The sequence below is a fragment of the Terriglobales bacterium genome (assembly GCA_035651995.1).
Classification (GTDB): Bacteria; Acidobacteriota; Terriglobia; order Terriglobales; family Acidobacteriaceae; genus DASRER01.
Genome location: DASRER010000006.1, coordinates 165,952 through 178,863, shown reverse-complemented (window position 1 = coordinate 178,863; position 12,912 = coordinate 165,952). Strand labels below are relative to the sequence as shown.

Genomic DNA, 12,912 nt, shown 5'->3' with positions numbered 1-12,912 from the left:
CGATTACAATCTCCTCATGGCTGATGAGCTTCTACGGTTTCGCCCGCAGTTCCCCATCCTGGAACGCACTACATACATGATCAGCAACTCGCTTGGCGCGATGCCGCGCGGCGTGCAAGACGCCATGTCGGAGTTCACGCGCATCTGGGCCGAGCGCGGCGTCTGCGCCTGGGAAGACAAGTGGTGGATGCTGGCCGCCGAGGTCGGCGACCAGATTGGCGCGCTGATCAATGCCGCCCCCGGCACGGTGAACATTCAGCCCAACGTGACCACGTGCCAGGCGACCATCGCCTCGTGCTTCAACTTCAGCGGGCGGCGCAACAAGGTCGTGTACACCGACCTGAACTTCCCTTCAGTGATGTACTTCTGGGAAGCACAGCGCAGGCGCGGCGCGCGCGTGCACATGGTGCAAAACGACGATGGCGTTCACGTCAATACCGAGCGCCTGCTCGCCGCGATTGACGAGGAAACCCTGCTGGTGCCGATTTCGCACGTCATCTTCCGCAGCGCGTTCATTCAGGACGTGCCGGCCATCGTTGAGAAAGCCCACCGGGTGGGCGCGATGGTGGTCCTCGACTCGTTCCAGGCCACCGGCACAGTTCCCTTCGACGTGACGGCGCTGAACGTGGATTTCTGTGTTGGCGGTGTGCTGAAGTGGCTCTGCGGCGGAGCAGGAACCGCGTATCTATACGTGCGTCCCGACCTGGTCAATAAGCTGGAGCCCGGCTTCACCGGCTGGATCGCTCACCAAAACCCGTTCGCCTTCGAGACCGGGCCTACGCGTTACGCGTCAGGCGCGTACCGCTTCATGAACGGCACGCCCAACGTGCCGGCGATGTACGCGGCGCAGCCGGGGCTCAGGGTGGTGGCGGAAGCCGGCATCGGCAACATTCGCGCCAAGAGCAAGCGCCAGGTAGCGCGTTTGATGGCGCTGGCCGATGAGCGCGGCTGGCGCGTGAACACGCCGCGCGATCCGGAGCGGCGCGGCGGAACGGTGAGCATCGATATGCCCAACGCCGCCGAGGTCTGCCGCGAGCTGCTCAAGCGCGACGTGCTGGTGGATTACCGTCCGAAGGCAGGGGTGCGCTTCTCGCCGCACTTCTACAACACGGATGAGGAAATCGAGGTGGCGATCCGCGCAGTGGATGAGATCCTCGCGGAGATGAAGGTTGGGGTGCGGTAGGAGTTTCAAGTTTCGAGTTTCAAGTCCCGGCTGCTCGGGATCTTGTTCGGGGAAAATTATCAGAAAAACAGTTCACCGCGGAGACGCACAGGCCGGCGAGGGTCCCTTCGCTTCCTTTCCTCTGCGGACTCTGCGCCTCTGCGGTGAAGCTTTTACTGCGGGATGTCGAAGCTGGTGACGCTGGTGCTGTTGCCGTGACGCACCATCGTCACGTTGTCGCCGGCGGGCGCGCCGGCCAGCGCGGCGGCGTAGGCAATGCGCTCGCTCACGCGGATCTCGTCGTCCTTGATGCCGGTGATGATCTCGTTGACCGAGTCCGGCGCAAGGCGCGTGGCCAGCACCACGAAAATGCGCCACGCCGCCGTCGAGGGCCAGAAGCCCTTGAGCGCTTCGTTGGGCGAGTCGCTGCTCTTGTCTTTCTCGTAGAGTTCGCCGGCGGTGGCGAAACCGCGGTCAAGCACCTTGCGGGCAGCATCGGGCTCGTTCAGTCGCGCATAGAGGCTGGCGGCGCTCGCCAGGAACTGCACCCGCTCGCGGGCTTCGACGCGGTCAATCTGCTTCATCAGGTCATCGAGGGCTGATTTGGCCGATGCCGGCTCTTTGGCCGAGAACGTCTGCGCCAGTTGCAGCAGCGCCTCGCTGCGCGGATACGAGCCACCCAAGTCCGTAGGCAACGCGGCGGCGCGAGCAATCGCCTGCCTGGGATTGTCGGCCGCGTCCTTCACGATGCGCTCCACCTCGGCGCGGTACTGCATGCGCAGTTGCATGCCGGTGTCGGGCGGGGCAGCGCGATCGCCGCGGTCGCCCAGGCGAACGCCGGTGCTCACGCCGCCGCGCTCGCCGGGTTTCGGCGGCGTATCGCGCATCGTGGGATCGAGCGATTGCATTCCATCCGGATACTTCGCCATCACGGGCTGGAGCGGCTGCGCGTCTTTCAGCAGTTTTTCCGCTTCGCGCTCGTCGAGCTTGCGCAGCGCCGGCAGCACCTGGAAGAGCGCGTACTCGTAGAGCGAATTGAACGACGCGCTGCCGCTGGCCGAAGCCACGGAAACCTGCGCGGGAATGTCGGAGCGGGCCTTCGCCTTGTCGAGCACCAGGTGGATGGCTTCCAGCACGGTGGCCGGAGGCAACACCTGCCAGTAGCGGATCACCAGCGTGGCCATGCTGTCGCCGGCGCGGAATGCGGGCTGGCGCGTGTCTTCCTGGCGATAGTGCGCCAGCGCCTGCATGAAGATGTTCAGCCGGTCGGCGGCGCGCTCGGGCGGAAGCGCCATCATGACGTCGCTGGCGGCGCCGTAGGGGAACTCGCCCGCGTCAGCTGCGGCGGCGTTCAGCATGTCCATGGCGCGGGTGAAATCTTTGCGGCGCGCCGCGGCGCTGATCAGGCCTGCCTGCGCGCTGCGCTTGGCGTTGGGCTCGGCCTGCGGCGCAAGTTCAGCGACGGCGGCTGCGTCCAGCGGCAGCAGCGCACGCAGAATCTGGTTCTGCAGGCTGCCTTTGGTCTGCTGGTCGCGCTCAATGCCGAGCGACGCCGTAAAGGCATCGCGCAAAACAGCCGCTGCATGCGCGCGGTCCATGGGCGCCAAACCATTGGCGACCTGCAGCAGCGACAAGGTGCGCATGGGCGCTTCGAGCGCTCGCGCTTCGCCTTCGGCGACCTCGAGGATCTGCCGGGCGCGCTCCTGGTCTTTTTTGAGCTGTTCGGGTGTTCGGGGATCGGCGGCGGGGCGTCCGCCAACCACGCGCGTCTCCTGCTGCGAAAGCTGCTGCAGTTGCTGGGCAGCAGCTGGTGCGGCGGCAAGCGCGGCTACGAAAATGGCACAGGAAAAGCAACGCAGGGCGACGGGCATGGGCTTCTCTCCGGGCAGTGACTACGCCTCAGACGGACAGGAGGCTACGACGTAAGCAGCCGGATGTCACCCATCTGTTGACATTCGCCTTTTATTCGCTAATACTTTGCCCATGGCTATCACCAAGCGGCAGCGCCAGGTGTACGACTTCATCTCCGAGTTCGTGCAGCGGCACGGGTATTCGCCATCGTTCGAAGAGATCGGCAAGGGGCTGCGCCTCAGTTCGCTCGCCACCGTGCACAAGCACATCAGCAACCTGGAAAGAAAGGGCCTGCTCAAGCGCGACTACAACCGCTCGCGCTCGATTGACGTGCTGCCCATCCGCAGCCGCGCCCGCCAGCGCGTGGCAGAGGCCGCTTCCCTGCCGCTGGTCGGCCGCATTGCCGCCGGGCGTCCGGTGGAGGCGATGGAACAGCCGGAGACGATTTCGCTGGGCGACATCACGCGCTCCAAGGAAGTCTTCTGCTTGCAGGTGACCGGCGCCTCGATGCAGGACGAGCACATTGTGGATGGCGACTACGTCCTGGTTGAGAAGACGAACACGGCGCGGAATGGGGAAATCGTGGTCGCTCTGGTGGAGGGGTCGGAGACGACGCTGAAGCGCTTCTACCACGAGGGCGAGCGCATCCGGCTGCAGCCTTCGAATTCGGCGATGCCGCCGATCCTGGTGCCGGCGCACTCGGTCCAGATACAGGGCAGGGTGATTGGGGTGTTGAGGAAGTACTGAAGGCGCTGCTGGCTGCTGGCTGCTGGCCACAGCAATGACCTGCAGCTAAAGACCCAAAACAAAAAGCCCCTCACCGCGAGGGGCTTTGATTTTGCTGGAAGCCAGTAGCTAGCAGCCGGCAGCGGTCTTACACGTGCTTGTCGAGCGCCTTCTGGATGGCGTCCTTCGGCACAAAGCCGACAATCTGCTCGGCCACCTGGCCGTTCTTGAAGATGAGCAACGTGGGGATGCCCCGGACGCCATAGCGCTGCGGGGTGGCATTGTTCTTGTCCACATCCATCTTGCCGATCTTCACCCGGCCGGCATAAGCGGCGGCAACTTCATCAACCACCGGCGCGAGCGCGCGGCACGGGCCACACCACGCGGCCCAGAAATCCACCATCACCGGCTTCTCGGACTTGAGTACTTCGGAGTCGAAGTTCGCGTCCGTTACTTCCAAAATTCCGTTCACTGCCATTCCCTTGTTCTCCCCTGCATTGATTTGACCGGACCGCCGCAAACTGTCTCGCCTGCGTGCGGCAGGTGGTGCTTGGAAACGCCCCATCCTACCAGATCGTGCCCAGAACATTGGATGCCGATTACAGTCGAAAGTCGCAGCTCCCGTTCCCGGCCGGCGGCTTCTGGCGCCGGGTTGGGCCGTAAAGCGTTACCTGTCTCGGACTTGGAAGGCACGTGATCTATGTTATGACACAGATCTGGCCGGTGGCGGCGGCGTGGACGGCCTCTCCGGCAAGAGAACCGGACTGGCAGGAAGTCGCGTGGAGGCGGCAAGCACAATTAAAAGCGCCGCCAGCCAGTTTCGGCCAGCGGCGCCTCGGCAGCCCTCCCCCAGAACTGCCTTACAACACGGGATTCTAGGCAGGGCAGAAGAGGCGATAAACATCACGTTCGTAATCGGAAAGTAACATCGCGTAACCGCGCGGCTGGTTCCCTGCCCCGGCGAGGCGGTAAAGCCGCACCCAGCACGGGTTTGCGGGGACTGTGCTAGGATTCCGCGCTTCGCCGTTTCGGAGGAGGCGCCGCATGCAAGGGAACATGATGCGGTTCCCGCTCACGCTCAACCATTTGCTGGAGCGCGCCGGGAAGCTGTTCGCGCGCTCCGAGATCGTTTCGCGGCTCGCCGACCGCAGCCTGCACCGCTACAGCTACGCCGACTTCCATGGCCGCTCCCGCGCACTGGGGCAGGCGCTGGCGCGCGCCGGCATACGGCGCGGCGACCGCGTGGGCACGCTGATGTGGAACGGTTACCGCCACCTGGAGTGCTACTTCGGCATTCCCGCCGCGGGCGCGGCGCTGCACACCCTGAATCTTCGCCTCCACGCTGACGAGTTGGCCTACATCGTGAACCACGCCGAAGACCGTTTTCTCATCGTGGACGACGTGCTGGTGCCGCTGCTGGAGACTTTTCGCGACCGCATTAAGGTGGAACGGATTCTCGTGGCCGGTGAAAGCGGCGCCTACGAAAGCTACGAGGAATTCATCGCCGGCTCTGACGGTGACTTCACTTGCGCCGCTGTCGAAGAAGACGACGCCGCCGCTCTCTGCTACACATCAGGCACAACCGGCAAACCCAAGGGCGTGCTCTACTCGCACCGCGCGCTGGTGCTGCACTCGTTCGCCATATGCATGGCTGATACGTTCGCCATCAGTCACCAGGACACGGTCATGCCGGTGATGCCGATGTTCCACGCCAACGCCTGGGGCGTGCCGTTTGCGGCGGTGATGTGCGGGAGCAAGCTCGTCTTCCCCGGCCGGCACGTTGCTCCCGGCCTGCTGCTGGAGCTGGCGGCCAGCGAGCGCGTCACATTCAGCGGCGCGGTGCCAACTGTTTGGCTCGCGGTGGTGATGGCGCTCGACTGCGCGCCGCAGCAGTGGAAGCTTGGCCCGATGCGGGTGGTGATTGCCGGATCGGCGCCGCCCGAGTCGCTGATCCGCCGGCTGAACGACCATGGCATTCGCGTGATCCATCCGTGGGGACTGACGGAAACTTCACCAATCGCAACCGTGTGTTTTCCCAAGCAGCACATGCGCGGGCTCTCGCAGGACGAGCTGTTGCGCCTGACCACGCGCCAAGGCTTGCCGTGCGCGTTCGTCGAAATGCGCGTGATGTCTGACGCGGGCGAGGCGCCCTGGGACGGGCAGAGCATGGCCGAAGTGCAACTCCGCGGGCCGTGGATCGCGGCGAAGTACTTCAAGACCGACGAACAGACGGATAAGTGGACCGACGACGGGTGGTTCCGCACCGGCGACGTGGTCACGGTGGACAGCGAGGGCTACATGAAAATCGCCGACCGCACCAAGGACCTGATCAAGTCGGGCGGCGAGTGGATCAGCTCCGTGGACGTGGAGAACGCGCTTGTCGGCCATCCCGCGGTGGCGGAAGCGGCGGTGATCGCCGTCGCCCACCCGACGTGGCTGGAGCGCCCACTGGCGGTTGTGGTGCTGTGTCCCGGAGCGAAGGTCAGCGCCGAAGAGCTACGCGCGTATCTCGCCGAGCAGCACAGTTTCGCCAAGTGGCAACTGCCGGATGACTTCGTGTTTGTCAGCGAGCTGCCGCACACCTCAACAGGTAAGCTGCTCAAGACGGAACTGCGCCAGCAGTACGCCGAGTGGAAGTGGCCCAGCGGCCGCGATACGTCGCTGTGACCGGGCCCTGCCGGGCCGGGGCCAGCGGCGCGCGTCTTTGGCAACTTTTTTGGTAACTCTCTACCCATCGGAGTCGTCCTCTCCCCTAAGACAATGGCAGAAGGGGCCGGGGTACGGGTGATCGCCGACGAGAGGGAGCTCGTAGCCAGAATCCGCGCTGGGAAGCAGGTTTCCACTCAACGCCGGCTCAAATTGCCGTACTCGCTGTTGTAATGCAGCTTGATCTCGCCGCACTTGCCCTGCTCTTCCGAATACACCACGCAACTGTCGAACGGCCGCGAGTAGACGTGCAGGCTGACCGCGCGCGCAGCGAACTCGGCCGGGTTGTACACCTTGTGCACCGGTTCGTTCGGGTCGACCGCGCAGGGGTTGCGCGGGTCCATCTCTACCACGTCTGAGGGAACGATGTGGCAACTGCCGGCGCTGAGGTCTTGCTGGAGCACGCGGTAGTTCTGAACCAGGAGGCGGCCGATGGGCACCGCCATCCAGCAATTCTGGTCTTTGTGGTTGTGGATCGAGCTGCACTGGCCCACTTCCCAGCAGATAGCGATCAGCTCGTACAGCGGCGTCTTATCAATGAGGTTGCGCGTGTAGTGCTGGCCGTCCCACATTAGATAAGGAGTGAGGGTTTCGGGCGCCACCGGAGCGCGGCGCAACAGTTCGCGGATCTCACCGATGTGCTCGAAGCTCGCGGTGTTACATCGCCGCAGTTCGGCGACCAGGTCGCCAATCGGAACATTCGCTGTCGTAGTAGGCATTTCGCTCCTTCGCTCGTTGACGTGCGCCCCTATTTCTGCGCCGGCGCGAGCTGCTCGATTTTGGCGGCCATGACGAAGTCGCTCTCGGTTAGGCCGTCAATTTTGTGTGTCCACAGCGTGACTTCAACTTTGCCCCAGGCCAGCATGATATCGGGATGATGTCCCTGCTGCTCGGCCAGCTCGCCCACCTTGTTGACGAAGTCGAGCGCCGAGCGGAAGTCGGCAAGCTTGTAGAGCCGGTGCAGATGGTGCCCGTTCACCACCTCCCACTGCGGGAGCTGGCGCGCGAGCTGATTGAGTTCGGCGCCGGCGAGCGGAGGAACACCGCCCCGGCACGGCACGCAATTCTTGGCGGCAAGGTCGGCTGCGCTCATATCCTTATTATTGTGCCACGGCGGAGGACGCCATCAGCCGCCTTCCGCGGCCTTTGCATCTTTGAATCCGTAGGGACAGTGCCTGCATCCGGACTGGCAACAGAAGCCTCGCCGGCGCAGGTAGCCGGCGGTCCAGACGCGGTAGGGGCCTTCGTAGTAGAAGTCATCGCCTTCGCGGGGCTCAGCTTCGTCGGCCAGGGACTGTGGATCCATCGCCACCCACATTACACGCAATTCCCGAGGTGTGCACCGCATGGCCACGCATCAGCGCAGTCAATCCCGGCGCAAGCGGAGCCGGAACGCGGGGACTGAAACGCAACGCATTGCCGGCCAGATGAGGCGGGCATGGAAGGGCCAAGCCTGGCACGGGCCGTCGCTCAGCGAAGTCTTGCGCGGCATCGACGCTCGCGCCGCGGCGGCGCGGCCTCTGCCGGGGGCCCACAGCATCTGGGAGCTGGCGCTCCACATCGCCAGCTGGGACGTCGTGATCCGGCGGCGGCTCGCAGGTGAGGTGTTCGCGGTGACGAAGCAAGAGGATTGGCCCGCCGTGTCCGAACCGGCGACGGCAGCACAGTGGCGAAAGACAGTACGCGCGCTGGACGCGGCGCATGCCAAGCTGATTGCCGCAGCTCGACGCTTCCCGCAGGACCGTTTGCACGATCGGGTACGCGGCAAGAAGTACAGCTTCTACGTTATGCTGCACGGAATTGTGCAGCACGACCTGTACCACGCCGGCCAGATCGCGTTGCTGAAGCGCGCGCTCGTCCCGTGATGGACGGCAGCGCGTGGCATGGCCAGCCGCGCGCGCCTGCGCCTTCACAACCAGTCCATGAGAGGGCCCACGACTCACCCAGACTTATGAATGACGCTGCCAGCTTCGCCCACGTCAGGAAGATCTTCGAAGACGCGCCGTTCCTTTCCGACCTCGGCATCAAGCTGACGAACGCGGGCCGCGGCTGGTGCGAGGCGGAGATGAGACCACAGCCACGGCACCGGCAGCAGCACGGCTTTGTCCATGCCGGCGTGGTCACCACGCTCGCGGACCACACGGCCGGCGGCGCTGCGCGCTCGTCGCTGGACGACACCAACGACGTCATCACCATCGAGTTCAAGATCAACTTCCTGCAGGCGGCATCCGGCGCGCGGCTGCAATCGGTGGGCCGCACGCTGCGCGCAGGCCGGCGCATCGTGGTCGCCGAATCTGAGGTCTACAGCTTGGAGGATGGAGGCAAGCAGCTGGTAGCGAAGTGCGTATCAACGCTCGCGGTTATTCCCGTGAAGGCCGCCGCGGCGAAGGCGGCCGACGCTGTGTAATACTGGAATGGCAGTCTGACCTTTCTGGCGCCGGGATGGCGGAACTGGCAGACGCAGCGGACTCAAAATCCGCCGGGCTTCGGCCCTTGGGGGTTCGATTCCCCCTCCCGGCACCAGCGCTCCGATCCTCACTCCGCAAAGTTCTCGTAAATTGGATTCGTCAGCACCAGCAGCTTGCCGTCCGCCGCGCGGAGGTTGACGCGATACCAATGGCGCACGCCGTCGGTCGTGACCCTGAACTTCAGCGCGGTTTTGTCCGCGCTCACCTGCGGCTGCTCCAGCAATGACGCGGGCTTGCCGTCGCGGATCACCTCCACTTTTGTGCCGGCGCCGCCCTTCACTTCGACGGTGAACGCCACCGTGTCGCCGGCGCGCGTGTGGAGGTTGTCTCCGATGATGGCGGACTGCGCGCCAGCGGCGGCGGTGAACAATACGTTGGGGCCGGAGGGACTCTGCGTCTTGATAAACGCGTGTCCGGCCTTGATTCCGTCGAGCAGGGCCCTACGGCAAAAAATGCGCCCACGCGCCGCCACGCTACTGCGCCGCTCCTTCCCGCACCAGCGTGTCATACAACGGCTGCGCCGGCCGGAGGTCGCTGCCTTCCTCCGAGACGCTGATCGCCAGGATGCGTATGCGCTCGTTGTCGGGCAGCGTCAGCGTGGTTGCGCCCGAAGGGAGCGCAATCGGATAGGCAAACAGGTACGAGTACTGGTACGGCTCGTTGGCGCCGTCGGAGGCATGCCGATGCGACGCGAACCACGCCACCGTCGCTGGCTTGATGAACCCCGGCGTAATCACCCCGTTGAAGACCTGCGCGCGTACCGTCTGCGCGTTGTTTGTACCGGGGAGCGACACTTTCTCGTCTTTGCTCTCCCAGCCGCGGTTGTCCCACTGGCCGATGTAGCCGGTCCAGTCCTGAATGTTCAACTCGATCGGTTGTCCGCCCGCGCGCACAGTCGCGCGCTGGTCGCCTCCCATGGCGGCCGCAAGCAGGACTGCGCGCTTGAAGTTGCCGGCCGGCAACTTGATCTGCTGGCCGCGAGCTGTGACCGCGTTCAGGGTCCCAGCGGGTGCGAGCCGAAAGCGTACGCCGCCCAGATCGATCGTGGCCGGCAGCATCTCCGCGGGCAGCGACTTTCCCTGGCTCGCCGTCGGGCGATTGAGCGAGCAGTCGAAACAGCCCTCGGTGGGGCGGCCGTCGTGCGTGGCGACAGAGACGTCATACGCCAGCGCCACCGGCTGCGAGCGCGGCGGCATAACGCGAGCCGGCGCAGCGGCGAGCTTCACCGCAAACGTGCGCGGCTGATACGGCTTCAGCGGCGTGATCAGCTCGCCGTTTGCCACGGTCGCAGGCCCCACCGCCTGCTCCTGTCCATTCACCTCCCGCGCCGCCTGGATTGCCTTCGGGAATGCGATGCGGAGCTTCCGCTGTTCTTTGCCGTCGACTTCAACGACTCGCACAATGGTTTCGTCTGTCCGCTCCGCTTTCTTCAGCGCCATCACGCGCACGCGGCTGCTGCTCAGCTTCAGCAATGAAAATGTTTTGCCGAGTGCGCCCGGATGCCTGGCGCTTTCAAACGCAAGCAGCGGCTGATTGAGCCGATACGCTTGCCAGTCCGTTTCCGCTTTCTGCCAGTTGCCATCGTGCCCGGCGAGCCCGAAAACGAACTCGTGATGTCCCAGGTCCTGCGTGCCCTGGTCGGTGTAGGAGCCCCGCGTGCCGGGCGTGCGCACCAGCGTGAGGCGCAGGGTATTGTCATTCGGTTTGTCGGAGCCGTTCTTCGCATCGGTGAGCACGGTCACGCCGAACTGACCGCTTTGGTCGGCGAGATCAATCCACTGGTGCGACGCAACCTCGAATTGCCGCTCCTCCGCGTTCGGCCGCTGGATGGTGCCGATGTCCCAGTTGTAGGTCGCCATCTTGTTGACGGCGCTGAGCGGGAACGTGGCTTTCAGGTTCGCCCCTTTTGTAAGCCAGTCGATAGCATTCGCGAACTCTACACGGCTCCCCGCGTCCCCGGCTGACAGGCGCACCGTCTGCTCGAAATGCGAGCCTTCCGTGTCGCGCGTCACCTGGACCGCCACGCGGACCGGCCCGCTCTCCACCACGCGCACCTTCGCAGGGCCGCCAACGTAGGCGCGCGGCGCGCGCTGCTCGTCTTCAAAGTCCATGTTCCACGCCGGCCAGAACTGCGGGTTGTCCGTGGAGATGGCGAGCCGCAGCGGTGAAGCCAGCAGCTCGCGCTTCAACTTCTTGTCGAAGATGCTGGCCACATCGCCGGCTTCATTGAGCTTGATGGCATAGCGCTCGTTTTCAAGGGCCGAGTCGGTGGCGTGCAGGGCCGCCTCGGTAGCGCCGCCGTCACCCGGCTGTACGTTGTAAACCGCGTAGCCGACCGAGGGCACGCGAGCAATAAAGAGGATGCGCGTAAACGTATCGTTCGAGCTGAGCACTTGCGCGGGGACTGGCTTGCCATCCGGCCCAGTGACGCGCACCGCGCTGGCATGCGGCAGCGAAACCGTCGCGTCCACAACATCTTCACGCGGAATGTTGAGCGCGTTGTAGACCACAAGGGCCGTGCCGGGCCCTTGAGTGTCGAGCGCCGAGGCCACGCTCTGCGTGGCATCCGTCAGCACGCTCGCGAACTGGTTGAGGGCGAGCACGTCGTCGTTCCAGGTGAACTCGTATGCCTTGGGCGTGGCCGTGCCTGCCATGTTGTCGTGGAAGTGGCCGCCCATCACCAGCGTCCAGGCATTATTGAGCCGCTCCAGCGGATAGCGCCGGCCGCCCAGCCACTCTGCCACCAGCGAAGCCTTCTCGGCCGCGTCGCCGAGCACCTCGTTCATGCGGTTCCAGCGCTTGTGGTACGCCTGCGAGGTCAGCGACCCGGCCGAGTGATTGATCAGCTCCAGGTCGCCCTTATAGCGCGGCATCTTGTCTGTCGAGCAGCACTTCAAAATGTCGAGGAACATCTGGTCGGCTTTGGTAAACACGGCGCGGACCGGACCGTCGCCAACAGTGACCGGCGGGCCGGGCGGCGGCAGCGGATCGATCGGCTGGTTGCGCACGAAGTTGAAGCGCAGCGCCGGAAGCACAGCCTTGCTGCGCGTCTGGATCGCCTCCATCAGCCTCACCGATGTCTCGCTCGGCGCGCCGCCAATGTCGCCCGTGCCAACGTAGTGATAATCGGCGAAGATGCCGGTGAGCTGCCCGTTGATCTGCAGCCGCTTCGGCCAGTCTTCCAGCGTGCGCTGGCGGAAGTTGGCAGGGGGATTGGCGGGCGGAGGCGGCGCTGCCGGCGGCGTCTTGCTCAGGTCGTAGTCAACTTCGCTGGTGTAGCTGAGCGGATTCAACGCGGCGAGAATGCGCGTGCCGTCCGGACCCTCCCACAGGCCCACGTTGAACGGAATGCCCTCGGGACTTTTCTCCGGCGAATCCGGTCCGCCGACGTGCGGCGCCGGCTGCCAGTTCGACGAAAGCTTCTGCGTGGAGAAGCCCTTCACGCCGGCGTGCGTCAGGATGGTGGGCAGCGACGCCGGAAACCCGAAGCAGTCGGGCAGCATGAACTCGGCGCTGGCGATGCCGAACTCGCGCCGGAACCAGTTGTTGCCGTAAAGCACCTGCCGGATGATGAACTCGGCGTTGGGCGCGTTCACGTCGCCTTCTTCCATCGACGATCCTGCCGGATACCAGCGCCCCGCCGCGACGTACTGCTTCAGCCGCGCGAAATCCTGCGGGTAGTACTCCTTCATGAGCCGATAACGGTTCGCGCCGGTAAAGTTGAAGATGTAGTGCGGATACTTCTCGAAGAGCGCGAAATTACTGCGCATCGTCTTCGGCAGGTACTCGCTGATCGTCTGCGGATACTCCCAGCGCCACTGCGTGTCCAGGTGCGCGTAGGCGACGGCGTACAGCGTCGGTGTCTTGCTCAGGTCCGCGAAGGATGCTGGCCCGCCATTCTGCGCGCGGTTCTTGCCCGCGGCCGCGCTGTTCCCAGACGGGGCCGCTGTAGGGAAAGTCTTCTGTGCCGGGGCTTTCTGTTGAGCAGCGGTGGTCACT

At 64.6% G+C, this 12,912-nt stretch carries 12 protein-coding genes and 1 tRNA gene; 6 read left to right on the top strand and 7 right to left on the bottom strand.

Features of this window, described 5'->3' with window-relative positions; all coding sequences use genetic code 11:
* Positions 1-16 precede the first annotated feature (16 nt).
* Positions 17-1,183: an aminotransferase class V-fold PLP-dependent enzyme gene (locus VFA60_03765; GenBank protein HZQ90889.1), complete on the top strand. Its 1,167-nt coding sequence runs from the start codon at positions 17-19 to the stop codon at positions 1,181-1,183.
* A gap of 152 nt (positions 1,184-1,335) precedes the next feature.
* On the opposite strand, the gene VFA60_03760 is transcribed toward VFA60_03765, so the two are convergent.
* Positions 1,336-3,033: a hypothetical protein gene (locus tag VFA60_03760; GenBank protein HZQ90888.1), complete on the bottom strand. Its 1,698-nt coding sequence runs from the start codon at positions 3,031-3,033 to the stop codon at positions 1,336-1,338.
* A gap of 112 nt (positions 3,034-3,145) precedes the next feature.
* Here VFA60_03760 and lexA point away from each other — a divergent pair, with 112 nt between their 5' ends.
* The gene (gene lexA / locus VFA60_03755; GenBank protein ID HZQ90887.1) at positions 3,146-3,760 is read left to right on the top strand and encodes a transcriptional repressor LexA; all 615 of its coding nucleotides are present in this window, start codon (positions 3,146-3,148) and stop codon (positions 3,758-3,760) included.
* Positions 3,761-3,887: 127 nt separating this feature from the next.
* On the opposite strand, the gene trxA is transcribed toward lexA, so the two are convergent.
* Entirely contained in the window at positions 3,888-4,217 is a 330-nt protein-coding gene (gene trxA / locus VFA60_03750) for a thioredoxin (protein HZQ90886.1), read from the bottom strand.
* Positions 4,218-4,783: 566 nt separating this feature from the next.
* Here trxA and VFA60_03745 point away from each other — a divergent pair.
* Positions 4,784-6,406: a long-chain fatty acid--CoA ligase gene (locus tag VFA60_03745; protein HZQ90885.1), complete on the top strand. Its 1,623-nt coding sequence runs from the start codon at positions 4,784-4,786 to the stop codon at positions 6,404-6,406.
* Between the two features lie 176 nt (positions 6,407-6,582).
* Here the strand turns inward: VFA60_03745 and VFA60_03740 are convergent, their stop codons facing one another.
* The 3 genes from VFA60_03740 to VFA60_03730 are packed head-to-tail and all read right to left on the bottom strand — an operon-like array spanning position 6,583 to position 7,751.
* Positions 6,583-7,164, bottom strand: a complete 582-nt coding sequence (locus VFA60_03740; protein HZQ90884.1) for a cysteine dioxygenase family protein — start codon at positions 7,162-7,164, stop codon at positions 6,583-6,585.
* Positions 7,165-7,193: 29 nt separating this feature from the next.
* Positions 7,194-7,538, bottom strand: coding sequence for a 4a-hydroxytetrahydrobiopterin dehydratase (locus tag VFA60_03735; GenBank protein HZQ90883.1), 345 nt, complete (start codon positions 7,536-7,538; stop codon positions 7,194-7,196).
* Between the two features lie 33 nt (positions 7,539-7,571).
* Positions 7,572-7,751 (bottom strand): DUF5522 domain-containing protein, encoded by a 180-nt coding sequence (locus tag VFA60_03730; protein HZQ90882.1) that lies wholly within the window; start codon positions 7,749-7,751, stop codon positions 7,572-7,574.
* A gap of 40 nt (positions 7,752-7,791) precedes the next feature.
* Between VFA60_03730 and VFA60_03725 the strand changes: the two genes are divergently transcribed.
* The 3 genes from VFA60_03725 (at position 7,792) to VFA60_03715 (ending at position 8,968) form a co-directional block, all read left to right on the top strand.
* Complete coding sequence (locus VFA60_03725; protein ID HZQ90881.1) at positions 7,792-8,310, top strand: DinB family protein; 519 nt, start codon at positions 7,792-7,794, stop codon at positions 8,308-8,310.
* Between the two features lie 86 nt (positions 8,311-8,396).
* Positions 8,397-8,852 carry a PaaI family thioesterase gene (locus tag VFA60_03720; GenBank protein ID HZQ90880.1) on the top strand — a complete coding sequence of 152 codons (456 nt, stop codon included), beginning with the start codon at positions 8,397-8,399 and terminating at the stop codon, positions 8,850-8,852.
* A 29-nt stretch (positions 8,853-8,881) separates the two neighbouring features.
* Positions 8,882-8,968: transfer RNA gene (locus tag VFA60_03715), tRNA-Leu, on the top strand.
* A 12-nt stretch (positions 8,969-8,980) separates the two neighbouring features.
* Here the strand turns inward: VFA60_03715 and VFA60_03710 are convergent.
* Both VFA60_03710 and VFA60_03705 read right to left on the bottom strand, forming a co-directional pair.
* Positions 8,981-9,385 (bottom strand): hypothetical protein, encoded by a 405-nt coding sequence (locus VFA60_03710; protein ID HZQ90879.1) that lies wholly within the window; start codon positions 9,383-9,385, stop codon positions 8,981-8,983.
* A 1-nt stretch (position 9,386) separates the two neighbouring features.
* Positions 9,387-12,911, bottom strand: coding sequence for a glycoside hydrolase family 38 C-terminal domain-containing protein (locus VFA60_03705; protein ID HZQ90878.1), 3,525 nt, complete (start codon positions 12,909-12,911; stop codon positions 9,387-9,389).
* Position 12,912: the final 1 nt, after the last annotated feature.